We start from the raw sequence: 23849 nt of genomic DNA, 5'->3' as shown, positions 1-23849 counted from the left end.
GTCACCCTCCGCTGCGGTACTTCTCCCGGGTCGTCTGGAGAGCCTTCGTCGCGACAGCACCGCTACCGACAGCAATCACAATGGCGATGACGTCGGCCGTCGGTCCCCCAGAAGTGAGCAGCCACGCGAGCAGTGATGCCGCCGTGGTACCACCGGCGACCGCCCAGCGGCTGCGCACGTACTGCGCGACAGGCGCACCGCCGGCCCGCTTACCCGCTGCGTTGTTGAGCAGCGCCAGGTAACCGACATGGCCCAGTGCCGCCAGCACGCTCGCGATCGCGATGATGACGGCGATGACGTTAATCATGGGTCCAGTCTGCCCGTTTTCGCGGACCGGCGGATCGGGGAAGTCCCTGATGTGGCCGTAAGTTCATCGACCGAGGCGGCCGCGGCCCAGATTGAGCAGCGCCATGGCGAGCTGGCGGCCCTCCGGACCCAGCTCGCGGTAGCGCGCGAGCACGTCCATCTCGCGGTTGTAGACGATCCTCGTGCCGCCGGCGGCCATGCGGGCCGCGCCGATCGTCTGCGACACCTCCACGCGGCGTTTGACCAGCCGCAGGATTTCGGCGTCGAGCCAGTCGATCTCCTTGCGCAGCGAGGAGATGTCCTCGCCGGCGGCGGTGTTCTCGGCGGGCTGTCCGTCGGCGTTCTGAGTCTGCGCGTTCATCGGGACCTCTCTGAAGTCCGGACTCCCAGTGGCCCCTGGGACGGCGAAAGCCCCGGGTCCGTGGACTCCGGGGCTGCGGGTGATGGCGGGTGGGGCACTACGCGATCACGGGAGCCGGAGTCCGGGTCCCGTAGAAAAATCGCTCACTGCTGTGCCGCACGCGGTCAGTATGGCACAGGAGTTTCACCGCGCCGCCGGAAACTCCGCACCCGCGCGTGCACCACGAGGGTGACGAACAGCCAGAACAACGGCATCGCCGGCCAGAAGAACCCGACGCCCAGCACCGCCCACCGCACGATCAGCAGCACCGCCAGCGCCACCACGATCGCGGCGTGGATCCGCAGTGCCGGGTGCTCGCGCAACGCGGCGCGGGTGAGCGGCCAGCCGGATCCCGGCCGTCGCGCGGCCTCGGGGCGCGGCAGGTCGGTGGTGAGCGCGCCGAGCTCGTCGACGTACCGCGTCGCGTAGACCGCGCCGAGCCGTTCCTCCACCTCTTCGAGCGTGAGCCGGCCTTCGGAACCGGCGGACTGGATGGTCGCGGCGACGCGTTCTCGGTCGCCGTCGGATGCCCTCAACCGGGCGGGAATCTTGTCGTCCATACCGTTCAATGCTCCGCGCGCGGACGCCGCTGCGCGTCGGACGGGAGGCGACACCACGGCGTACGTCGACAGGCGCAGTTGCCTGTGAAGAAGGTGTCGTACCCCAGGGGTAGCGTGGACAGGCGATGGACACCCTCTTCGATCTCCCCGCAGAAAAGCCCGCGCCTGCCCGGAAGGCTGCCTCCGAGCTGCTCGAGGACCTCAATCCCGCCCAGCGCGAAGCGGTCATGCACGCCGGCGGGCCGCTGCTCGTCGTCGCCGGCGCGGGGTCGGGCAAGACCCGCGTGCTCACGCGCCGCATCGCGTACCTGTTGGCGGAGCGGAGGGTGCACCCCGGCGAGATCATGGCGATCACGTTCACCAACAAGGCCGCGGCCGAGATGCGCGAGCGCGTCGCGTCGCTCGTCGGCCGCCGCGCCAACGCGATGTGGGTGTCCACGTTCCACTCGATGTGCGTGCGGATCCTGCGCCGCGAGGCGAAGACGCTGGACATGTCGTCGAGCTTCTCCATCTACGACTCGGACGACACGAAGCGCCTCATCACGCTCGTCGCGCGCGACCTCGACATCGACCCGAAGAAGTACGCCGCGCGCACGCTCGCGGTGCACATCTCGAACCTCAAGAACGAGCTGACGGACCCCGACGCGGCGGTGGCCAACGCCGCCAACGACCTGGAGCGCCGCGTCGCCGAGGTCTACGTCGAGTACCAGCGCAGGCTCGAAGCGGCCAACGCGTTCGACTTCGACGACCTGATCATGCGCACGGTCTCGTTGCTGCAGGCCTTCCCGGACGTCGCGGAGTACTACCGCCGCCGGTTCCGCCACATCCTCGTCGACGAGTACCAGGACACGAACCACGCGCAGTACACGCTGGTGCGCGTGCTGGCCGGGACCGAGGCCACCGACACGGGCATCGACCCGGCCGAGCTGGTCGTGGTGGGTGACGCGGACCAGTCGATCTACGCGTTCCGCGGCGCGACGATCCGCAACATCGAGGAGTTCGAGCGCGACTTCCCCAACGCGCACACCATCCTCCTGGAACAGAACTACCGCTCCACGCAGACGATCCTGTCGGCGGCCAACGCCGTGATCGAGCGCAACCCCAACCGGCGCGCGAAGCGGCTGTGGACGGATTCGGGCGACGGCGAGAAGATCGTCGGCTACGTGTCGGACAACGACCACGACGAGGCCGCGTTCGTCGCGGGCGAGATCGACGCGCTGGCGGAGAAGGGCGAGGCGGACTACTCCGACGTCGCCGTCTTCTACCGCACCAACAACCAGTCGCGTGTGTTCGAGGAAATCTTCATCCGGCTCGGCCTGCCGTACAAGGTCGTCGGCGGCGTGCGGTTCTACGAGCGGCGCGAGGTGCGCGACATGCTCGCCTACCTGCGCGTGCTGTCGAACCCGGACGACACGGTGTCGTTGCGCCGCATCCTCAACGTGCCCAAGCGCGGCATCGGCGACCGTGCCGAAGCCGTCGTGGCCACGCACGCGGAGCGCGAGCGCATCACCTTCGCGGCGGCGTTGCGCGATGCCGTCGAGGGCAAGGTGGCGCTGCTGAACCCGCGCTCGGCCAAGGCGATCACCGGGTTCGTGTCGTTGCTCGACGACCTGGGCGAGCTGGCGGCGTCGGGTTCCGAGGTGCACGACCTGCTGGAGGCCGTGCTGGAGCGCACGGGGTACCGCGCGGAGCTCGAGGAGTCCGACGACCCGCAGGACGCGTCCCGCGTGGAGAACCTCACGGAGCTCGTCACGGTGGCGCGCGAGTTCGCGGAGTTCACCGCCGAGGTCCAGCAGGACGAGAACGCCGAGCTGGTGCTCGACGACGGAGTGCCCGCGCCCGGTTCGCTCGCCGCGTTCCTGGAGCGCGTGTCCCTGGTCGCCGACGCCGACTCGATCCCGTCACCCGACGGCGGCGACGAGGGCGACGGCGGTGCCGGGGTCGTCACGCTGATGACGGTGCACACGGCCAAGGGCCTCGAGTATCCGGTGGTGTTCTGCACGGGCTGGGAGGACGGCGTCTTCCCGCACATGCGTGCGCTCGGTGACCCGACGGAGCTCGCGGAGGAGCGGCGGCTGGCGTACGTGGCCATCACGCGCGCCCGGCAACGGCTGTACGTCTCGCGGGCGCTGGTGCGTTCGGCATGGGGTCAGCCGCAGATGAACCCGGCTTCGCGCTTCCTCGACGAGCTGCCCCCGGACCTGGTCGACTGGCGCCGGCTGGAGCCGTCTTCGCCGGGCTTCGGCAACTTCGGCTCGTCTTCGGGCTCGTCGTCCTCGGGCCCGCGCGCGGCCACGACGTGGGGCCGGCGCTCCACTTCGTCCACGACCACTTCGTCGTCTCCGTTCGGCAAGGGCTGGAAGGACACGGTGGCTCTCAAGCTCGACGTCGGCGACCGCGTCAGCCACGACAAGTACGGCCTCGGCACCGTCATCTCCTGCGACGGCGTCGGCCCCCGCGCCACGGCCACCATCGACTTCGGCGCGTCCGGCAAGGTCCGCCTCATGCTGATCGGCAGCGTGCCGATGGTGAAGCTCTGATTTTTGTCGGACCCCTCGGTTAGTCTCCCTCCAGTCGAACATGAGTTCGAATGAATGAGGTAAGCTGGTGCTCGTCCACCGGCCACCTCGGGAGGGAGCACGAGGGTGTGGACGCGATCTTGTTCGGGGTCCTGGCCGCGGGGGTACAGGACTACTTACGGGGAGTTCTGGGGACTTCGGGGCCGGCAGGAGGTGTCGGCGGTTCTGCCGGGTGGGGGAGCGGCGCTGCTGGCTCGGCCGGCTCGGGGAGCGGTGCCGCTGGCTGTGCCGGCTCGGGGAGCGGTGCTGCGGGCTCGGCTAGCTCGGGAAGTGGCGCAGCAGGCTGTGGCGGCTCGGGGAGCGCCGCTGCGGACTCTGCCAACTCGGGGAGCGGTGCTGCGGGCTCGTCGGGGCTCGGTCCTTCCAGCTCTTCCGAACCCGGCTCTGGGTGCGCTTCGGGGGAAGCCCACCGCTTGGCCGCCGCGTGGCGCGCCCTGCTCCGCCACCACGACCTCGGCCCCGACGGCCACTGCCAAACCTGCGGCGCGGGCCGCCTGGGCCGCTGGCCCCTCCGCCGCCGCGCGGCCGGCCTCTGCACGGTCTGGCAGGTCGCCGTCGCGTACTTCATCCGCCGCACGCCCACCGGCGAACGCTAGCTCTGCACCACCCACTCGGGCGGCGCCGTAGCTTCCCGCGCCTGGCTTGCCTGGCCACGGCAGCGCTAGGGGACGCGGCGCGCAGCCACGTGATGGATGCACGAGCGGGCCGGCGCGGCTGAACACTCGGGGCGGCTGATCGCAGAGCCTCGGGCGGCTCGCGGAAACCCGTCGGTTCTCTCGGCGGCACTGTCGCGGACATCGCGCCGCAGTGATCGGTTGCCGTCGTCAGGGGCCGGAAAGCACGCAGCCACGGCGAGCGCGGAGGCGCTGACCGTGGCCGGGTGAACAGTGGTGAAGCCAAAAAGCGTTGAAACCGAAGAACAGTAAGGAGAGTCGACCGAAACTCAGACCACGATGCCGCGAGCGGCGAGCCACGGGCGCGGGTCGATCTTCTTCGTGCCGTTCTGCCAGACCTCGAAGTGCAGGTGCGGGCCGGTGCTCTCGCCGCGGTTGCCGATCTCGGCGATCTGCTCGCCGCACTTGACCTTCTGGCCTTCGTGGACGGAGAAGCTGTTCATGTGGCCGTAGACCTGGATGGTGCCGTCGTCGAGCTGGATGCGGACCCAGAGGCCGAAGCCGCTGGCGGGGCCGGCCTGGATGACGGTGCCGTCGGAGGCGGCGTAGATCGGGGTGCCGATCGAGTTCGCGATGTCGATGCCGAGGTGGCTGCTGCCCCAGCGGGCGCCGAAGCCCGAGGTGAACGTGCCGTGGGCCGGCAGGCAGGTCTTGGGGCGCTCGGCTTCTTCCTTGGCCTTCTGCGCGGCCGCGGCTTCGGCCTTCTCGCGGGCTTCGGTGACCTTCAGGCTGTCGGCCATGCGGGCGGCCTCGGCGGAGGCGTCCATGGAGTGGCCGGCGGGCAGCAGCTCGGGGGCTCCCCCTGAACCCGCGCTGCCGAGGGTGAACGAGGCGCTCGCGTCCTGGGCGTTGGCGAGCGGGGTGACGGCGGCGTCGGAGTCGGTCGTCACGGTCTTGAGGGTCTGGCCCGCGGCGGCAGCGGCGAACGCGCCGGCCGCGACAGCTGCGACCACGACCCGCCCACGCAGGGCGGAGGACGGCGGTGCGATGCGGTGCGAACCCCGCACGCGGATGACCGCACCGTCCAGTGCGTCCTTCAGCGCCGGGGAAGGGGCTTGGCCGCCGGGGGAGCGGTGTGAAGCCAAGACAGGGCCTTCCATCGTCGGGGAGCCGGGCCGTCGCGGACTACGGGCGGGGGATCCCGTTGAGCCAACCTCGGGGGTGGTTCGCTCGGCGTCGCGCTTCGTGACCTGACTGTAATGGGGACCGGGGGACAGTAACGAAGGGGCACCGTTGTGAGCAAGGTGCCACCGACGTTTCGGCCGAACGGGCGGCTCCCATCACGCTGCTAGCTGTATGGATTACCCAAAGTTAATCCGAAACTACTCCGATCAGTGTGATCTCCGTTACAGGACTTTCGGGCACTCACACCCCCAAACGGCCCCCTCTCGCCCCACCGAACGGCCCCACCGTTGAAATAAACGTTTGCGGCGCCGTGTTGAAGGGAATCCACGCTCGCGCGTGTGGCGCCGGTCACTCGCCTCCCCGGGTGATCACCCGATCGCCCGATCAACCCGCCGACGTGGGCCGACGCCCCGACGCCACCGGTTGCGGCCCGCGCCAAGCCGTGCCCCGCCGCCGCCTGCCGCCCCGCAGCGGTCGCACTGCGGGGGCCGCGCGGTGTCCGACTTGCTAGCGTCGCGTCCGATGACTTCGTCCGAAGGACCCCACGACGGGGACCCCTCCCCGGCCCGTTCCGGTTCCGACCCGGACAGCCCCAGGCCGCCCGCCGGCCCCCGACGGCCCAGCCTCGCCGAGCGCAAGGCCGCCGCTCGGGAACGCGCCCGCGCCGAGACTCGACGCGCGAGCGGTCGCAAGCGCGCCGGCAGCCACGGCGCCGCGGCCGACATCGAGGCCACCGGCGGCGTCTCGTCCCGCGCGAAGAGCAACGTCCCCGCGAACGGCACCATCCCCACGAACGACGCGGCCCCCGCCAACGCGATCGACACCGCAGGGGAACCCGGCGGAGCAAGCGTGGACCGCGGTTCAGTGGACGAAGCCGCCACGGGCCGAGGCAGCCGTAGCGAGGAGAGCAAGGAGAACGCCGCGACCCGCGGTGGCCTCACCAGCACCAAGCCCAGCGGCGCCACGACCACTGGACCGGCCCAGGCCCGCGGCCTGCAGTCCGACTCCGACTTCGACGGTGGCCGCACCGGCACCAAGCCCAGCGCCGCCACGACGACCAATTCGGCCCAGGCCCGCGGTCCGCAGTCCGACCCCGACTTCGACGGTGGCGTCACCCGCGCCAAGCCCAGCGGCGCCACGACCACCGGATCGGCCCAGGCCCGCGGCCTGCAGTCCGACTCCGACTTCGACGGTGGCCGAACCGGCACCAAGCCCAGCGGCGCCACGACCACTGGATCGGCCCAGGCCCGCGGCCTGCAGTCCGACTCCGACTTCGACGGTGGCGTCACCCGCACCAAGCCCAGCGGCGGCACGACCACCGGATCGGCCCAGGCCCGCGGTCCGCAGTCCGACCCCGACTTCGACGGTGGCGTCACCCGCACCAAGCCCAGCGGCGCCACGACCACTGGATCGGCCCAGGCCCGCGGCCCGCAGTCCGACCCCGACTTCGACGGTGGCCGAACCGGCACCAAGCCCAGCCCAGCCACGACCACCGAACCGGGCCAGGCCCGCGGCCCGCAGTCCAACCCCGACCTCGACTACGCCGACCGCACCCCCTCCCTGCAGCTCAAAACCGCCGTCGTGCTCCTCGGCATCGGGGCCCTCGCCCTCGCGGCCGGCGCGATCCTCCCCGTGTCACCCGACGCGAACCCGGGTTACCTCGCCTGGCCCCTTCTCGCCCTCCTCGCGCTGGTCCCCGCGGGCATTGTCGCCGCGGCGGCCTACAGCGGCAGGCACGGCCTGGCCGCCGGCCTCACCGCGGGCCTGGCCGCCCTCGCCCCCGGCCGGCTCCTGCTCGACCTGCAGTTCTTCGCCAACGGATCCAAAACCGTCCGCCCCGAGCTGTATCTCCCCGACCGCCTGCTGGACCGCAGCGCGGTCGGTGCCGGGTTCTGGCTGCTGCTGGCCGGCCACGTCCTCACGATCGCCGCCGGGATCGCGGCCGGGCAGGTGGCGCGGCAGCTCAACGAGGTCGCGGGCGACGACGGCGGACGACGGCGCTGGCGGCTCGTCGTGCCGCTGCTCACCATCGCCGCGGGCGTCGGCCTGTTGATGGCGCCTGTCATCTCGGACAACCCCTTCTTCCCGGCGCACTCGGCGTTCGAAGGCCCCGGCCTGGCGCTCACCGGCTACGTCGTCATGGCGGGCGCGTTGCTGCTCGCCGTCGTGCTCGGGCTCGGCGCGGCGTCCGACGGCGTGGCGCGCGGAACGCTCGGCGGCGCGGCCGCGGCGACGTTCGCCGTGGCGATGCCGCCGCTGGTCGGCGGGCTGGCGGTGGGCGGGCTGCACTTCGCGTGGGGACCGGTCGTCGCCGTCGTGGCGATGCTCCTCGTCCTCGTTCTCGCACCCCTGGCGACGCCTCAAACCGCCCAGGTCGAACGCACCGACTTCGCCGGCGAAGCACGCGTCCCGAGCCTCACGCTGTGGCGCACCGCCACGGCCCTGCTCGCCTTGCTGACGGCAGTCGTCGGAGTCGTGGGCGCCCTCGCGCCCCAGCTCGACGCGGCCACCGCGACCCAGAGCCCCGCCCGCTGGCTGCTGCTGACGGCCGCGATCCTCGTCGCCCTGCCGGCGCCGTTCCTGTTCGCGTACAAAACCGCCCGCGGCATCCTCGCCGTCCTCTGGGCCGGCGTCGTCCTCGCCGGCACGGCCGTGCTCAGCACCGCCATCACCGCCTCACAAGCGACCGGGCTGACGGGACTGGACGGTCTCGGCGGCACCATCAGCTACCACCTCGGCGCCGGCGCCGTGTTCACCGCGATCGCGCTCGGCCTCGCCGGGCTCACGGCCCTCGCGGCCATCATCACCGGCGTTGTCGAGCGCGACGACGAAGGCACCGAAGGCCCGCGCCCGCGGGTGCTGCTGCCGGTCGCCGCGGCCGCGATCCTGTCCGTCCTCGCCTTCGGCACGCCGGTGTTCACCGCGCCCGACTACCCCTCGCCGGGGCTCTGGTCCGATTTCGACACTCCGTCGTGGGGACTGCTCACGGCGCTCCTGGTCGTCCTGGGCGTGCTCGCGCTGAGCGTCCGCTCGCGACCCGGCGCCGCCGCGGCCGCGCTCACGGGGGCGGTGCTCGTGCTGGCCGTCCACGTGGCACAGCTGCCGCTCGTCGGGATCGCCGGACGGACACCCGCGCTCGGGTTCTGGTTCGGCCTCGCCGCGATCGTCGTCACGGCAACAGCCGCCGCGACAGCCGCCGCAGGGGGCGGAAAAACGGCCCCGGTGGGCGGACTCACACCCCCTGACCGCGTACGGTGACCGACTTCACCAGGTGCGGAGTCCCCTGCTTCTGCGCTGGTCGCTAACCTCGACTGGTCCGACAGCGCGGTTCGGTAACGGACCACCACAGTGGCGTGTCGTCAGGAGACTGGAGTAGTGGACCTCTACGAGTACCAGGCGAGGGATCTCTTCGCCGCCCACGGAGTACCGGTTCTGCCGGGCTCGGTGGCAAACACCCCCGAAGAAGCCAAGGCCGCCGCGGAGCAGATCGGCACCCAGGTCGTCGTCAAGGCGCAGGTGAAGGTCGGCGGCCGCGGCAAGGCCGGCGGCGTCAAGCTGGCCCAGACGCCGGACGAGGCCAAGGAGAAGGCGGAAGCCATCCTGGGTCTCGACATCAAGGGCCACATCACGCGCCGCGTGCTCGTGGCGGAAGCGTCGGACATCGCGTCCGAGTACTACTTCTCCTTCCTGCTGGACCGCGCGAACCGCACGTTCCTGGCGATGGCGTCCTCCGAGGGCGGCATGGAGATCGAGCAGCTCGCGGTGGAGCGCCCCGACGCGCTCGCGAAGATCCCGGTCGACGCGATCGCCGGTGTCGACAAGGCGAAGGCGCTCGAGATCCTGAAGGCCGGCAACTTCCCCGCCGAGATCATCGACGAGGCCGCCGACGTGGTCGTGAAGCTCTGGGAGACCTTCGTCTCCGAGGACGCCACCCTCGTCGAGGTCAACCCGCTGGTGCGCGACCCCCAGGACAAGATCATCGCCCTCGACGGCAAGGTCACCCTGGACGAGAACGCCTCCTTCCGTCAGGCCGGGCACGAAGCCCTGGTCGACAAGGACGCCGAGAACCCCCTCGAGGCGAAGGCCAAGGCCAAGAACCTCAACTACGTCAAGCTCGACGGCCAGGTCGGCATCATCGGCAACGGCGCCGGGCTCGTCATGTCCACTTTGGACGTGGTGGCGTACGCGGGTGAGAAGCACGGCGGCGTGAAGCCGGCGAACTTCCTCGACATCGGCGGCGGCGCGTCGGCGGAGGTCATGGCGGCCGGTCTGGACGTCATCCTCAACGACACCGACGTGAAGAGCGTCTTCGTCAACGTCTTCGGCGGCATCACCGCGTGCGACGCGGTGGCCAACGGCATCGTCGAGGCCCTGAAGATCCTGGGCGACGAGGCCACCAAGCCGCTGGTCGTCCGCCTGGACGGCAACAACGTCGTCGAGGGTCGCCAGATCCTGGCCGACGCGAACCACCCGCTCGTCACCGTGGTGGACACAATGGACAACGCGGCCGACAAGGCTGCCGAGCTCGCCGCGGCAGGTGCGTGAGATGTCGATCTTCCTGAACGAGAACAGCAAGGTCATCGTGCAGGGGCTCACCGGCTCCGAGGGCATGAAGCACGCGACCAAGATGCTGAAGTCCGGCACGAACATCGTGGGTGGCGTCAACGCCCGCAAGGCCGGCCAGACCGTGACCATCGAGGGCAAGGACCTCAAGGTCTTCGGCACCGTCGAAGAGGCGATCAAGGAGACCGGCGCCGACGTGTCGGTCATCTTCGTGCCGCCGAAGTTCGCCAAGGACGCCGTGCTCGAGGCCGTCGACGCCGAGATCCCGCTCGCCGTGGTGATCACCGAGGGCATCCCGGTGCACGACTCGGCCTACTTCTGGGCCCACGCCGTCGCCAAGGGCAACAAGACCCGCATCATCGGCCCGAACTGCCCGGGCGTCATCAGCCCCGGCAAGTCCAACGCCGGCATCATCCCCGCCGACATCTCGGGCCCGGGCCACATCGGCCTCGTCTCGAAGTCCGGCACGCTGACCTACCAGATGATGTACGAGCTGCGCGACATCGGCTTCTCCACCGCCGTCGGCATCGGCGGTGACCCCATCATCGGCACCACCCACATCGACGCCCTCGAGGCGTTCGAGAAGGACGCCGACACCAAGGTCATCGTGATGATCGGTGAGATCGGTGGCGACGCCGAGGAGCGGGCCGCGGCCTTCATCAAGGAGCACGTCACCAAGCCGGTGGTCGGCTACGTCGCGGGCTTCACCGCCCCCGAGGGCAAGACCATGGGTCACGCGGGTGCCATCGTGTCCGGTTCCTCCGGCACGGCGGCCGCGAAGAAGGAGGCCCTCGAGGCTGCCGGCGTGAAGGTCGGCAAGACCCCGAGCGAGACCGCCGTCCTCGCGCGCGAGCTGTACAACAACCTCTGACCTGCATAAACGCGGTCAACGCGGGCCGGGCACCGGGATCGGTGCCCGGCCCGCGGCGTTTCCGGCCGCAACCGATCGGGCATCCCGTGCGTCCAACGGCCCGGACGGGGGACCCTCGGATGCGCTAGCGTTCGGCGACGCGGCCGTCACGTGATTCGTCCGGGTGCCACCTTCCCCCGGAGTTGCCGGCGAACGACAGGAGAGCTTCCGATGACCTTCCCCAGCGGCGGGCCTGGCTACCCCCAGCAGGGCGGTGGCCAGCAGCAGCCCCCTCAGGGACCGCCCCCGTCGGGCGGGTTCCCGCAACAGCAGCCGCAGCAGGGACCGCCGCCTTCGGCCGGGCCGGTGCTGCCGCAGAACCTTCCGCTCGTCCTCGCGCTCGTAGTGACCGTGCTGGGCGTCGTCCAGTACTTCATCGGTTTCTCCGACGAAGCGGGTGACGTCGGCCAGGAGACGATCTTCCTGCTCACCGGTGGCCTGCTCGCGGCGCTGCACGCGCTGCCGAAGGCGCCGCGGGTGCTGCCCTTCGCCGCGCTGTTCAGCGTGGTCGGCGCGCTCGGCGCGCTCGACACGGTGGTGGCCGAGCGGAGCACGCCGGGCATCGTCACGGTGGTGCTCATCCTCGGCATCGTGCAGATGTTGGTCGCGGTGGCCGCGCTGCTGATGGAGTACGGCGTGCTCAAGCCGCCGGCGCCCAAGCCCGCCGTGCCGCACTACCAGCAGTACGGCCAGGCCGGGCCGTTCCAGCCGCAGCAGCAACAGCAGCAGCCGGGCCAGTACCCGCAGCAGCCGGGCGCTACGCCGCCGGGGCAGCAGGCCACCACGTACGCGCCGCAGCAGGGCCAGTTCTTCCAGCAGCCACAGGGGGAGCAGGGCAAGCCCCCGGGCACCCCGCCGGGCGGCTTCGGCCAGCAGAGCTGACCCGGCGCGCGGCCCGACCGCCCCAACGCGCCCCAATGTGGCGTTCGGTGCGCTGGATGCACCCAACGCCGCATTCGGTGCGTCGAGAGCCCCCAATGTGGCGTTCGGGTCGGGTGCACCCAATGTGGCGTTCGGTGCGTTGAGCACACCGCATGCCGCGTGGGGGCGCTTGTCACCTCGTGAAAACACCCGCTGTGACTCTCCGTGTCACAGCGGGTGTTTTTTGTTGTCCGGGTGCCCCCGACCGGGTGGGTTAGCTTCGCTCCGCCTGGGCCGGGCGGCGTGCCTCACTCGGACGGCCCAGCCCGGGTGTCAAGGTGCGAAGCATGCAGCTGCTCACCAGTTCTCCACGCCCCCCGGGCGGCGAGCCGGTGGGCGACACCGTCGAACTCGACGCCGAGGTCGCTCCGGCCACCCGGGTGCGGGTGTTGCTCACCGCCGCCTTCGGCCCGTTGATCACGGAGTACGCCGTGGTCGCGACGCTGGTGGCGCTCGTCGCGCTGACCGCCGAACGCACCGCGTTCTCCGCCGCCGGGGTGCTGCTCTCGGCCGGCCCCGGCTGGCTCGCGGGGTTCCAGGTGCAGCTCGGCATCGGCGGCCACCCGCTGGGTGTGCTCCCGCTGCTGCCGACGATCGGCGCCGTGCTACTCGTTGCGCGCACCGCGTCCGGTGCGGCCCTGCGGCTGGGCTGCACGACGCTGCGCCAGGCCGTCCCCCTGATCTCCGTGATCGGCGCCGCGCACGCGTTGTTCGGCCTCCTGATCGGGCTGCTCTCGCTGAGCGCGCCGGTGCGGGTGAACCCGCTGCTGGCGTTCGTGGTGCCCGGCGTGTTCGCCGTGCTGGCGGCCACGGGCGGCGCGGTGCGGCGCTGCGGCCTGCCCGCGGCGGTGGCCGACCGGCTCGACCCGCTGGCCATCCGCGGCCTGCGCGCGGGTGCGCTGGGGCTCGCGTCGCTGCTGGCGGTGGGCGCGATCGTGTTCACCGTCGCGACGGTGGCCTCGATGTCCACTGTGGACGATCTGTTCGAGCCTTCGTTCGGCAACAGCTTCGGGCTGCTCCTCCTTTCGGTGGCCTACCTGCCCAACGCCGTGGTGGCGGCGCTCTCGTTCGTCAGCGGACCCGGTTTCACGATCGGCTCGCTCGACGTCAGCCTCGTCGGCTACCGCGGCGGTTCCGTGCCCGCGGTGCCGCTGCTCGGTGGCATCCCCGAGCACACCGCCGCGTGGTGGCCCGTGCTGCTGGTGCTGCCGGCGGCCGTCGGCGCGCTGGTCGGCTGGTCGGTGCGCCACGCGGACGACGACCCGGCCGGCCGGATCCGGATCGTCGCCGTCGCGGGCGCCGTGGTCGGGTTCGGCTGCGTGGTGCTGGGGACGCTCGCGGGCGGACGCCTCGCCGACGGTCCGTTCGACCCGGTGAGCGTGCCGGTCGGGGTGGCGTCGATCGTGGCGTTCTGCTGGATCGTGATCCCGGGTGGGTTCGTGGCGTTCTTCGCCGGTGCGCACGCGCCGGCCGCGCCGCCGGACACGCTGGAGGTCGAGGACGAGTTCGTCGACGAAGAGGACCTGGCTGACGAAGACCTGGCCGAAGACGACCAGGCCGAAGATTCCGACGAGTCCGAAGAGGACACCGACGAATCCGGCGAGGAAGACGTCGACGAGGTCGATCCCGCCGAGGTTGATCCCGAAGAGACGCTGGCCGACGTCGACCCGGAGGAGCTCGACACCGACGAGTTCGAGGCCGAGTTCACCGAGCCGGACCCGGAGCCCGGAACCGCTCCCCGGCCCCGGCAGCCCGAGCCCGACTACGACGAGTTCGACGCCGAAGCCGAGGCCGAACTGGGCCTTGAGCTGCCCGAAGACGTCTCGCTCGACGAGCCGGAAACCGGCCCGGAGCGGGCCTCCGACGGGCCCGGAGCTGTGACGGAGTCCACCGACGGCTCCGGCGAGGACGAGGGCCGCGAGCGCGACCGTTAGGGTTGGGGTGACCTGGTGAAGCGTGGTGCGCCCGAGGTGCGCCGCCGCCGTGCAAGGAGCCCGTTCTGGCCAGCCGCTTGGACCTGCCGACCCCGGTGAAGATCGTCGTGCTCGCGTCCGGTTCGGGCACGCTGCTGCAGGCAGTGCTCGACGCCGTCGCGCGCCCCGCGTTCCCGGCTCAGGTCGTGGCCGTGGGTGCCGACCGCACGGGTATCGAGGCGCTGGCCCGCGCCGAGCGCGCGAGCGTGCCGTCGTTCACCGTTCGCGTCGCCGACCACCCCGACCGCGACGCGTGGGACAAGGCGCTCACCGAGGCCGTCGCCGCGTACTCACCCGATCTGGTGGTGTCGGCGGGGTTCATGAAGATTCTCGGCGCGCAGTTCCTGTCCCGGTTCGCGAACCGGGTGATCAACACGCACCCGGCGCTGCTGCCGTCGTTCCCGGGGATGCACGCGGTCGCCGACGCGCTGGCGGCCGGCGTGAAGGTGACCGGGTCGACCGTGCACTTCGTCGACGCGGGCGTGGACACCGGCCCCGTCATCGCCCAGGAGGCGGTGGTCGTGGAGGCCGACGACACCGAAGACGTCCTGCACGAGCGGATCAAGGCCGTGGAACGCAGGCTGCTGGTTGAAACGATCGAGCGACTCGGCCGTGGTGGCTGCACCGTGGACGGACGAAAGGTGAGGTTTTCGTGAGCACTGCAGAGGGACGACGCCCGGTCCGGCGCGCGCTGATCGGCGTCTCGGACAAGGCCGGCCTGCTCGAGCTCGCGACCGGTCTGCACGCCGCGGGCGTGGAGATCGTGTCGACCGGCGGCACCGCGAAGGTGATCGCCAACGCCGGGGTCCCCGTCACGCCGGTCGAGCAGGTGACCGGGTTCCCGGAGTCGCTCGACGGCCGCGTGAAGACGCTGCACCCGCGCGTGCACGCGGGGCTGCTGGCAGACCAGGACAACCCCGACCACGTCGAGCAGCTGCGGAAGCTGGAGATCGCGGCGTTCGACTTGCTCGTGGTGAACCTGTACCCGTTCACGCAGACGGTCGCGTCGGGTGCGAGCCCCGAAGACTGCGTCGAGAACATCGACATCGGTGGCCCGGCGATGGTGCGCGCGGCCGCGAAGAACCACGGCAGTGTCGCGGTGGTCGTGGACCCGGCGCGCTACGCGTGGGTGCTGGAGCAGGTCGCGGCGGGCGGCTTCGAGCTCGTCGACCGCAAGCGGCTGGCGGCGCAGGCGTACGCGCACACGGCGGCGTACGACTCGGCTGTCGCTTCGTGGTTCGCCAACGTGTACGCGCCGGCGGACGACTCCGGTTTCCCCGACTTCCTGGGCGCCACCTGGGACCGCGCCGACGTGCTGCGTTACGGCGAGAACCCGCACCAGAAGGCCGCGCTGTACCGCAGCACGGCGCCGGGCCTCGCGCACGCGGAGCAGCTGCACGGCAAGGCCATGTCGTACAACAACTACGTCGACACCGACGCCGCTCGCCGCGCCGCGTTCGACTTCGCCGATCCCGCCGTCGCGATCATCAAGCACGCCAACCCGTGCGGCATCGCGGTGGGCGCGGACATCGCCGAGGCGCACCGCAAGGCCCACGCGTGCGACCCGGTTTCGGCCTACGGCGGCGTGATCGCCACGAACCGGCCGGTGACGGTCGACGCGGCGGAGCAGATCGCCGAGGTGTTCACCGAGGTCGTGCTGGCGCCCGACTTCGAGCCGGAGGCGCTGGAGATCCTGCAGCGCAAGAAGAACGTGCGGCTGCTGAAGCTGCCCGTGATCGAGAACCCGGCGCCCGTCGAGCTGCGGCCGATCTCCGGCGGCGTGCTCGTGCAGACCGTCGACGCGATCGACGCGCCCGGCGACGACCCCGCCAACTGGCAGCTCGCCACGGGCGCGGCGGCCGACTCGGCGACCCTGGCCGACCTCGCATTCGCGTGGCGCGCGCTGCGTGCGGTGAAGTCCAACGCGATCCTGCTGGCCCACGACGGCGCGACCGTCGGCGTCGGCATGGGCCAGGTCAACCGCGTCGACTCGTCGCGGCTGGCGGTCGCGCGTGCGGGCGACCGGGCGAAGGGTTCCGTCGGCGCGTCCGACGCGTTCTTCCCGTTCCCGGACGGGCTCGAGGTGCTGCTCGAGGCCGGCGTGCGCGCCGTCGTGCAGCCCGGCGGGTCCATCCGCGACGCCGAGGTGATCGCGGCGGCCGAAAAGGCGGGCATCACGCTCTACCTGACGGGGACGCGCCACTTCGCGCACTGAGGTTTTTTCGGGGGCCGGCTCTCGTTTCGGGGGCCGGCCCCTTTTCTATTCGCGAAGGCGCGCGTACACGACTTCATCACGGTAGGCGCCGTCTCGCCAGGTCACCTGGCACATCAGGCCCTCCCGGTGGAAGCCCGCCTTCTCCAGCACGCGCTGCTCGGTGAGGTTCTCGCTGTCGGTGAACGCCTCGAGCCGATGGGCGCGCGTGAAGCGGAACAGGTGCTCGACCAGCAGGCGGTGGGCCTTCGTGCCGAGGCCGCGACCGCGGTGGTCGGGCAGCAGCGTCACCCCGATCTCGAAACAGCCCCCCGCCGGCCCGCCGCGGTCGGCGGCCTCCCAGCTGGCCATCCCGGCGACGACGCCGTCCACGGTCACCGCGAGGGCCGTGGACTCGTCACCGATGAACCCGTCTTCGGCGAACCTCCGCCGGCGAGCCTGCGCGTTGGTGAACCCGGCCCACTGGAACGCGCCCAGAACCTCGGGCTCCGCCGCGAACCGATCGAGCACCGGCAGATCTTCCTCGACGAACGGCCGCAGGGCGAGGTGTTTCATGCTTGTCTCCACCAGCTTCGCTCGGACGTGGTGCGGGCCGGTGGCCCCAGTCGGCCCAGTGTATCGCGGACACTGAGGGTGTTGTGGTTGTCGCGCTTCGGGTTCCGCGGAGTCTACTTAGGACGGTTGTGGGCGGCGCGGGCGGAAGGACTCGTGGATCTCGGTGCCGAGGCCGTCCGGTCGCTCCGGTGCTGCGAAGTGGCGACCGTCGTTGAATCGGGTGAGCCGTGTCAAGGTGCACCCCTCCGCGGGTGGGCTTGGCCGGCCGGCTCGAGGTGACGACGTCGACCGCTTCGGCTGGGACCTGGGGCGTGCGCAATGGGGCGGAGTGATCTGGGCGATTCCTTCGAAGATCAAGCCCGGCCTGCCGAGCGCGGCAGCGGGAACGGCCGGGGGACCTGGTTCGCTTGGCGTGGACGAAGTGCAGGGTGGTTCCGCTCGGTCGGCGAGGACTGGCGAGTACTTCGGCTGCGTGACTTCTCGGTCTTCGGCTGCGGCTTCCCGCTGCGCTCACCCCAGTCCGTGTCCTCGGGTGCTCGCGTTCATGGCCGCGCTCCAGCAGCCAGGTGAGAGTTCGAAATCCAGTGCCGCCGCACTGGCGTGGCAAAGCCTCCGCCCCGTCGGCCGAGGCAAAACCCCCGCCCTCGCTAGGGGGCGTCCCGCCTCCATTCTATCGGCCACCCCCGACAAAACCGGCGATCAAGCCACTGGGGCGCTGACTTGTCCACAACTCGACTCCGCTGTGGACAAGTCCGGCTCTCGCGCACGTCCGGCTTGACACGGCTGCCGGATCCCGGTGTACTTGAGGCATCGAACAAATGTTCGATGCAGGGTGTCGAGGGCCGCCTTCCCCGCGGTGCGTCGGTGCTCGTCCTGTGGGGCCCTGGCCTGGGCCTGCGGTGAGGGTGGGCGCCGGCGTGTGCGTGGAGGGGAGGGGTGTGCGGTGACGGCAGTGGTGGAGCCGGTGGCTCGGCTCGCTGCGCTGCCCGGTGTGAGCACGGCGAGCCGGGTCGCGGAGCAGGCTGAGCACGCCAGGACGACGGGAAGGGTGCTCCCGGTGTCCCCGGCGTTGGCCGGCCTGCTGCCCGACGCGGGGCTCCGGCGCGGGAGCACCGTGGCGGTCCACCGCTCCCCGTCGCTGCTCCTCGCCCTGCTCGCCGAGGCCACCGCCGCCGGGTCGTGGGCGGCGGTGGTCGGCGTGCCCTCCCTGGGCATCGCCGCGGCGGCGGAACACGGTGTCGAGGTGTCGCGCCTCGCCCTCGTGCCCCGCCCGGGCGCCGAGTACCCGTCCGTGGTCGCCGCCCTGCTCGACGGCGTCGACCTCGTGGTCACCGAGCCCCGCTCCGTCCGCCCCGCGGTCGCCCGGCGCCTCTCCGCCCGCGCCCGCCATCGCGGCACCGTTCTGCTCACCCTCGGCCCCTGGCCCGCGGCCGACGTGGAACTCCACTGCGTCCCGGGCGAGTGGACGGGGTTTCTCGGCTCCGGGGCGGGGTTTCTGCGCTCCCGGCCCGCCGAGATCCACGCTCGCGGGCGGGGTTCCGCTGCCCGGCCCCGGTCGATTTCCGTCGTTCTGCCCGGCCCCGACGGCCGTGCGCTTCCGGCCGAGCCCCTCGCGGTGCCGGTGGGTCTCCCGCTGCAGCGGCTTGACGAGGAGGCCGTGGGATGACCGCCGCCCGCACGGGTTCCGTGCCCGCTTCACCACGCGGATCGCGGGGGCGGCGACTTCGCGATTCACGTCGCTTCGGTCGCAGTGCCGCGCCGGGCTTTGCGCGGGTTGGTCGGGTGAAGGCCGGCGGGCAGCCGGAAGGGATCGCCGCCCGCACGGGTTTCGCCGGTGTGCCGCGCAGGGCGGCTTTGCGCTGGCGTGCGCCCGGATCCGGATCGTGGTCCGCCGCAGCAGGTCGTTCCACAGCAGGCCGCGGAACGCGCGTGACGTGCGTCCACATCGGACACACCGAGGTGGCCGGATGACCATCACCGGAGAACCCGCCAGAACCACCACTCTCCCCACTCGGATGCTCGTCCTCTGGTGTCCCGACTGGCCCGCCGTCGCGGCGGTCGCCGCGGCTGGTGCGCCGCTCACCAGGCCGGCCGCGGTGTTCCTGGCCAACCGGGTCGTGGCGTGTACCGCGGTGGCGCGCAAGAACGGCGTGCGGAGGGGGATGCGGCGGCGGGAGGCGGAGTCGAAGTGTCCTGAGCTGGGCGTGTTCGGCGTGGACGACGGGCGGGACGCGCGGCTGTTCGAGAACGTCGCGCGCGCCGTGGAGGAGCTGGTCGTCGGGCTGGAGGTGGTGCGGCCGGGGCTGATCGCGGTGCCCGTGGCGGGCGCGGCGGGCTACTTCGGCGGCGAGCATCCGCTCGCGGAGAAGCTGCTGGACCAGGTGGCCGCGGTGGCGGGCGTCGAATGCCAGGTCGGGGTGGCGGAGGGGCTGTTCGGGGCCACGATCGCGGCCCGGCACGGTGAGTTCGTGCCGCCCGGGGAAACGGCACGGTTCCTCGCGCCCCTGCGTATCACCGAGCTGGACCAGCCCGACGTCGAGCGCAAGGAGCTCGTCGACCTGCTCACGCGCCTGGGCCTCAAGACGCTCGGGGCGTTCGCGGAGCTGACCGAGCGCGACGTGATGTCCCGCTTCGCGCTCGACGGTGTGCTCGCCCACCGCCTGGCGCGCGGGCTGTCGGAGCGCCCCCCGCTGCGCCGCAAACCGCCGGCCGACCTCACGCTCACCGAGGAGTTCGACCCGGTGCTGGAACGCATCGACGTCGCGGCGTTCCTCGCCAAGAACCTCGGCGCGCGGTTCCACGCGGCCCTCGCCGGCCGCGGCCTGGCGTGCACGCGCCTCGGCATCTACGCCACCACCGAGGACGGCGAGCAGCTCGGCCGCGTCTGGCGGTGCGCGGAACCCCTGACGCCCCAAGGGGTCGCCGACCGCGTGCGGTGGCAGTTCGAGGGCTGGCTGAAAGGCAACCGGCCCACCTCGGGCGTCGCACGGCTGCGGCTGGAGCCGGAGGAAACGGTCGAGGGCAAGTCACTGCAGCTCGGCCTCTGGCACGGTGGCAACCGCAGCGAGGACGACGAGCTCACCACCGAACGCGCCGCCCGCGCCTTCGTGCGCGTGCAGGGCCTGCTCGGCCCCGAAGGCGTCGTCACCCCGATCCTCGACGGCGGCCGCGACCCCGCCGGCCGCGTCCGCCTCATCCCGTGGGGCGACCCGCGCGAGCCCGTCTCGCCGCCGGACGCCACGTGGCCGGGCCGCCTGCCGGCGCCGTCACCCGCGACGGTGCTCGAACAGCCGGTGCCGGTGCGGGTCGTGGACGAGCAAGGCGTGCCCGTGGGCATCACCAGCCGCAAGCAGCTCACGGCGCCGCCGTGCCGGCTGAGCGTCGCGGGCGGCCCGCCGCGGACGGTCCTCGACTGGGCCGGCCCGTGGCCCGTCGCGGCCAGCCGCCGCGCGGCCACACCGCAGCAGGCCCGCCTGCAGCTGCTCCTGGCCGCCTCCGGACGAGACGACGCCGACGAAGCCGTGCTCGTCCTGTGCTCCGGCACCGAAAATCCTGTGTGGACAGTGGAAGGGATCTACGACTGATGGACGACGAAACCGAAATCGTGTACGTGCGCCGCGAGCCCCCGCTCATCCCGGGGCCCCGCAGTTCCCCCGAAAACGACTAGATGGGCTGGAACAACCCACCCGTCCCCTGGCAGGACCTCGCGCGGGCCCTGTCCGGAGACGGCGACGTGCCACCCGGCGACCACGGCGACAGCCCGGCGTGGGGCCGCAAGCGCGACGTCTACCGCCGCCCCGCCGACGTGCCGCTGCCGAGCAGCGAGGTCGAGTCCGGCCCGCGTGTGCCGTACGCCGAGCTGCACTGCCACTCCAACTTCAGCTTCCTCGACGGCGCCGGCCACCCCGAGGAGCTCGTGGAGGAGGCGGCGCGGCTCGGCCTCGACGCCATCGCGCTCACCGACCACGACGGCATGTACGGCGTCGTCCGCTTCGCCGAAGCCGCCAAGGAGCTGGGCGTCGCCACCGTCTTCGGCACCGAGCTGAGCTTCGGCCTCTCCGCCCCGCAGAACGGCGTCGCCGACCCCGAAGGCGAGCACTTGCTCCTGCTCACGCGCGGCGACGACGGCTACCGCAGCCTGTGCCGCGCCATCACCTCCGGCCAGCTGCGCGGCTACGACAGCACCGGCGGCGACCAAGAGCGGGCCGAAAAGGGCCGTCCCGTCTACGACCTGCGCGCCGTCGCCGAAGAGGTCACCGGCCAGTGCGCCGTGCTCACCGGCTGCCGCAAAGGCTCCGTCCGGCACGCGCTGCTGGGCGAAGGCCCGGCCGCCGCGGCCACGCAGCTGCGAAAACTCGTCGAGCTCTTCGGCCGCGACAACGTCTACGTCGAGCTCTTCGACCACGGCCAGCCCCTGGACAGCACCCACAACGACCTCCTCGCCGAACTGGCGAAGGACTTCGGCCTGCCCACCGTCGCCACCACCGCCGCGCACTACGCCCGCCCCGAACGCGGCCGGCTCGCCGACGCCGTCGCCGCGATCCGCGCGCGCCGCAGCATCGACGACCTCGAAGGCTGGCTGCCCAGCGACGGCGCCGCTTTCCTGCGCTCCGGCACGGAAATGGCCGAGCGCTTCCGGCGGTACCCCGGCGCGGTCCAACGCTCGGCGCTGCTCGGCGTCGAATGCTCGTTCAAGCTGGAGCTCCTCGCGCCCGAGCTGCCGCCGTTCGACGTGCCCGAGGGCCACACCGAGACGACGTACCTGCGCGAGCTCACGATGAAGGGCGCCGAAGAGCGTTACCTCGGCAAGGCGGACGAAGCCGCCGGGTACGCCCAGATCGAGCACGAGCTGAAGATCATCGAAGACCTCGGCTTCCCCGGCTACTTCCTGATCGTCTGGGACATCGTGCGCTTCTGCCGCGACAACACCATCCTCTGCCAGGGCCGGGGCTCGGCCGCCAACTCCGCCGTCTGCTACGCGCTGGGCATCACCAAGGTCGACCCGGTGAAGTACAAGCTGCTCTTCGAACGTTTCCTCGCCCCCGACCGCGACGGCTACCCCGACATCGACCTCGACATCGAGTCCGACCGCCGCGAAGAGGCCATCCAGTACGTCTTCGCCAAACACGGCCGCCTCAACACCGCGCAGGTCGCCAACGTGATCACCTACCGCGCTCGATCCGCGATCCGCGACGCCGCCCGCGCGCTCGGCTACTCACCCGGCCAGCAGGACGCGTGGAGCAAGCAGATCGACCGCTGGGGAGCGCTGCGCAGCACCGAGAAGGACCACGACCACGACATCCCCGACGACGTCGTGCAGCTCGCGTTCGCGCTCGAAGACTTTCCGCGCCACCTCGGCATCCACTCCGGCGGCATGGTGATCTGCCAGGAGCCGGTGAGCCAGGTCGTGCCCGTGGAGTGGGCGCGGATGGAGAACCGCAGCGTGGTGCAGTGGGAGAAGGAGGACTGCGCCGCGGCCGGGCTGGTGAAGTTCGACCTGCTGGGCCTGGGCATGCTCTCGGCGCTGCACTACATGCTCGACCTCGTCCAGGACTACAAGGACGAGAAGATCGACCTGGCCGACCTGGACCTCAAAGACGCCAACATCTACCGGATGCTCTGCCGCGCCGACGCGATCGGTGTGTTCCAGGTGGAGAGCCGCGCGCAGCTGGCCACGTTGCCGCGGCTGCGGCCGGAGGAGTTCTACGACCTGGCCGTGGAGGTCGCGCTCATCCGCCCCGGGCCGATCCAGGGCGGCTCGGTGCACCCGTACATCCGGCGCAAGCAGGGGCGCGAGGAATGGGAGTACGACCACCCGCTGCTCGCGAACGCGTTGCACAAGACCAAGGGTGTGCCGCTGTTCCAGGAGCAGCTGATGCAGATCGCGCTCGACGTCGCGAACTTCACCGCCGCGGAGGCCGACCAGCTGCGCCACGCGATGGGGTCCAAGCGGTCCGAGCGGAAGATGGAGCTGCTGCGGCAGCGGTTCCTCGACGGCGCCACCGCCAAGGGCCTGGACCAGGAGCTCGCGGAGAAGATCTTCCTGAAGCTCAAGGCGTTCGCGAACTTCGGCTTCCCGGAGAGCCACGCGCTGAGCTTCGCCTACTTGGTGTTCGCGAGCGCGTATTTCAAGTACTACCACCCGGACGCGTTCTGCGCGGGGCTGCTGCGCGCGCAGCCGATGGGGTTCTACTCACCGCAGTCGCTGGTGGCCGACGCACGGCGCCACGGCGTCACGGTGCTCGGCCCCGACATCAACCGCAGCCTGTCCTATGCGACGCTGGAACCGTTGCCGGGCAACGGAAAAATCCACGCGGTCCGCGGCGGCCTCGGCACCGTGCGGCTGATCGGCGACGAGCTGGCGGAGAAGATCGTCACCGAACGGTCTCGCGGGGAGTTCACGAACATGTCCGACCTCGCCCGCCGTGTGCGGCTCACCGCGCCGCAACTGGAGGCCCTCGCCACGGCCGGCGCGTTCGGCTGCTTCGGCGGTGACCGCCGGCAGGCGCTGTGGTCCGCGGGCGCCGTCGCGCAGGACCGCCCGGAGAAGCTGCCGGGGACGGCCCCCGGTGTCGACGCCCCGACGCTGCCCGGGATGGACGAGCTCGACCTCGCCGCCGCCGACGTGTGGGCCACGGGCCTCTCGCCGGACAGCTACCCGACGGAGTTCGTGCGCGACCACCTCGACACCCTGGGTGTCGTCCCGGCCTCCCGCCTGCTCGACCAGCCCGACGGCGCCCGCGTCCTCGTCGGCGGCGCCGTCACGCACCGCCAGCGCCCCGCCACCGCCGGCGGCGTCACCTTCATCAATCTCGAGGACGAGACGGGCATGGTCAACGTCGTCTGCACCCTCGGCCTCTGGCAACGCTTCCACCGCGTCGCGCGCTCCAGCACCGCCCTGCTGGTCCGCGGCGTCGTCGAGAAGGCGGACGGCGTGGCGAGCGTGCGGGCTCAGAAGCTGGAGCCGTTGCCCCTGCGGATCACGGCGAAGTCGCGGGACTTCCGCTGACCCGGCAGAGCCCCGGCGAGGGCGCTGAGCCAGGCTCGCTGAAGTCGTGTGACATCCTGTCG

At 71.5% G+C, this 23849-nt stretch carries 17 protein-coding genes; 12 read left to right on the top strand and 5 right to left on the bottom strand.

Annotation, left to right across the window (positions count from 1 at the left end):
- Position 1: 1 nt before the first annotated feature.
- From AB0K15_RS22830 to AB0K15_RS22820, 3 genes are all read right to left on the bottom strand, one after another.
- Positions 2-307 carry a hypothetical protein gene (locus AB0K15_RS22830; protein WP_364053703.1) on the bottom strand — a complete coding sequence of 102 codons (306 nt, stop codon included), beginning with the start codon at positions 305-307 and terminating at the stop codon, positions 2-4.
- Positions 308-370: 63 nt separating this feature from the next.
- Complete coding sequence (locus tag AB0K15_RS22825) at positions 371-667, bottom strand: chorismate mutase (protein ID WP_220246175.1); 297 nt, start codon at positions 665-667, stop codon at positions 371-373.
- A gap of 164 nt (positions 668-831) precedes the next feature.
- The gene (locus AB0K15_RS22820; protein WP_364053700.1) at positions 832-1266 is read right to left on the bottom strand and encodes a DUF1707 domain-containing protein; all 435 of its coding nucleotides are present in this window, start codon (positions 1264-1266) and stop codon (positions 832-834) included.
- Between the two features lie 125 nt (positions 1267-1391).
- On the opposite strand from AB0K15_RS22820, the gene pcrA reads away from it, so the two are divergent.
- Both pcrA and AB0K15_RS22810 read left to right on the top strand, forming a co-directional pair.
- A complete protein-coding gene (pcrA, locus tag AB0K15_RS22815) occupies positions 1392-3806 on the top strand; it encodes a DNA helicase PcrA (protein ID WP_364053697.1) in 2415 nt (804 codons plus the stop codon).
- A gap of 452 nt (positions 3807-4258) precedes the next feature.
- Positions 4259-4441 (top strand): hypothetical protein, encoded by a 183-nt coding sequence (locus tag AB0K15_RS22810; RefSeq protein WP_364053694.1) that lies wholly within the window; start codon positions 4259-4261, stop codon positions 4439-4441.
- Positions 4442-4788: 347 nt separating this feature from the next.
- On the opposite strand, the gene AB0K15_RS22805 is transcribed toward AB0K15_RS22810, so the two are convergent.
- Complete coding sequence (locus tag AB0K15_RS22805; RefSeq protein WP_360597819.1) at positions 4789-5472, bottom strand: M23 family metallopeptidase; 684 nt, start codon at positions 5470-5472, stop codon at positions 4789-4791.
- A 694-nt stretch (positions 5473-6166) separates the two neighbouring features.
- Here AB0K15_RS22805 and AB0K15_RS22800 point away from each other — a divergent pair.
- The 7 genes from AB0K15_RS22800 to purH all read left to right on the top strand — a co-directional run bounded on the left by AB0K15_RS22800 (position 6167) and on the right by purH (position 16226).
- Positions 6167-8902, top strand: a complete 2736-nt coding sequence (locus AB0K15_RS22800; RefSeq protein WP_364053691.1) for a hypothetical protein — start codon at positions 6167-6169, stop codon at positions 8900-8902.
- A 117-nt stretch (positions 8903-9019) separates the two neighbouring features.
- Positions 9020-10189 carry an ADP-forming succinate--CoA ligase subunit beta gene (sucC, locus tag AB0K15_RS22795; protein WP_364053688.1) on the top strand — a complete coding sequence of 390 codons (1170 nt, stop codon included), beginning with the start codon at positions 9020-9022 and terminating at the stop codon, positions 10187-10189.
- 1 nt (position 10190) lies between these two features.
- The gene (sucD, locus tag AB0K15_RS22790) at positions 10191-11078 is read left to right on the top strand and encodes a succinate--CoA ligase subunit alpha (RefSeq protein WP_364053685.1); all 888 of its coding nucleotides are present in this window, start codon (positions 10191-10193) and stop codon (positions 11076-11078) included.
- A 210-nt stretch (positions 11079-11288) separates the two neighbouring features.
- A complete protein-coding gene (locus tag AB0K15_RS22785; RefSeq protein WP_364053682.1) occupies positions 11289-11999 on the top strand; it encodes a DUF5336 domain-containing protein in 711 nt (236 codons plus the stop codon).
- Between the two features lie 326 nt (positions 12000-12325).
- Positions 12326-13972 (top strand): DUF6350 family protein, encoded by a 1647-nt coding sequence (locus AB0K15_RS22780; protein ID WP_364053679.1) that lies wholly within the window; start codon positions 12326-12328, stop codon positions 13970-13972.
- A gap of 77 nt (positions 13973-14049) precedes the next feature.
- Complete coding sequence (gene purN, locus AB0K15_RS22775; protein ID WP_364053676.1) at positions 14050-14667, top strand: phosphoribosylglycinamide formyltransferase; 618 nt, start codon at positions 14050-14052, stop codon at positions 14665-14667.
- Positions 14664-16226 (top strand): bifunctional phosphoribosylaminoimidazolecarboxamide formyltransferase/IMP cyclohydrolase, encoded by a 1563-nt coding sequence (gene purH / locus AB0K15_RS22770; protein ID WP_364053673.1) that lies wholly within the window; start codon positions 14664-14666, stop codon positions 16224-16226. The genes purN and purH overlap by 4 nt, the downstream gene beginning before the upstream one ends.
- Before the next feature lie 45 nt (positions 16227-16271).
- Here purH and AB0K15_RS22765 read toward each other — a convergent pair whose 3' ends face one another.
- Entirely contained in the window at positions 16272-16778 is a 507-nt protein-coding gene (locus AB0K15_RS22765) for a GNAT family protein (protein ID WP_364053670.1), read from the bottom strand.
- Between the two features lie 943 nt (positions 16779-17721).
- On the opposite strand from AB0K15_RS22765, the gene AB0K15_RS22760 reads away from it, so the two are divergent.
- From AB0K15_RS22760 to AB0K15_RS22750, 3 genes are all read left to right on the top strand, one after another.
- Positions 17722-18444 carry a hypothetical protein gene (locus AB0K15_RS22760; protein WP_364053668.1) on the top strand — a complete coding sequence of 241 codons (723 nt, stop codon included), beginning with the start codon at positions 17722-17724 and terminating at the stop codon, positions 18442-18444.
- 349 nt (positions 18445-18793) lie between these two features.
- Positions 18794-20362, top strand: a complete 1569-nt coding sequence (locus AB0K15_RS22755) for a DNA polymerase Y family protein (RefSeq protein ID WP_364053874.1) — start codon at positions 18794-18796, stop codon at positions 20360-20362.
- An 83-nt stretch (positions 20363-20445) separates the two neighbouring features.
- Entirely contained in the window at positions 20446-23787 is a 3342-nt protein-coding gene (locus AB0K15_RS22750; RefSeq protein ID WP_364053665.1) for an error-prone DNA polymerase, read from the top strand.
- The last annotated feature ends 62 nt before the right edge of the window (positions 23788-23849 follow it).

The sequence above is a fragment of the Amycolatopsis sp. NPDC049253 genome, from assembly GCF_040678995.1.
Classification (GTDB): domain Bacteria; phylum Actinomycetota; class Actinomycetes; order Mycobacteriales; family Pseudonocardiaceae; genus Amycolatopsis.
Note: the sequence above shows the minus strand (reverse complement) of the source record. Positions and strands in the feature narration are given on the sequence as shown.

Bases quoted from the DNA above. Each gene is read 5' to 3' on its own strand.
- AB0K15_RS22830 (WP_364053703.1), bottom strand. From the start codon at position 307: ATGATTAACGTCATCGCCGTCATCATCGCGATCGCGAGCGTGCTGGCG.
- AB0K15_RS22825 (WP_220246175.1), bottom strand. From the start codon at position 667: ATGAACGCGCAGACTCAGAACGCCGACGGACAGCCCGCCGAGAACACC.
- AB0K15_RS22820 (WP_364053700.1), bottom strand. From the start codon at position 1,266: ATGGACGACAAGATTCCCGCCCGGTTGAGGGCATCCGACGGCGACCGA.
- pcrA (WP_364053697.1), top strand. From the start codon at position 1,392: ATGGACACCCTCTTCGATCTCCCCGCAGAAAAGCCCGCGCCTGCCCGG.
- AB0K15_RS22800 (WP_364053691.1), top strand. From the start codon at position 6,167: ATGACTTCGTCCGAAGGACCCCACGACGGGGACCCCTCCCCGGCCCGT.
- sucD (WP_364053685.1), top strand. From the start codon at position 10,191: ATGTCGATCTTCCTGAACGAGAACAGCAAGGTCATCGTGCAGGGGCTC.
- AB0K15_RS22785 (WP_364053682.1), top strand. From the start codon at position 11,289: ATGACCTTCCCCAGCGGCGGGCCTGGCTACCCCCAGCAGGGCGGTGGC.
- AB0K15_RS22780 (WP_364053679.1), top strand. From the start codon at position 12,326: ATGCAGCTGCTCACCAGTTCTCCACGCCCCCCGGGCGGCGAGCCGGTG.
- AB0K15_RS22765 (WP_364053670.1), bottom strand. From the start codon at position 16,778: ATGAAACACCTCGCCCTGCGGCCGTTCGTCGAGGAAGATCTGCCGGTG.
- AB0K15_RS22755 (WP_364053874.1), top strand. From the start codon at position 18,794: ATGCTCGTCCTCTGGTGTCCCGACTGGCCCGCCGTCGCGGCGGTCGCC.
- AB0K15_RS22750 (WP_364053665.1), top strand. From the start codon at position 20,446: ATGGGCTGGAACAACCCACCCGTCCCCTGGCAGGACCTCGCGCGGGCC.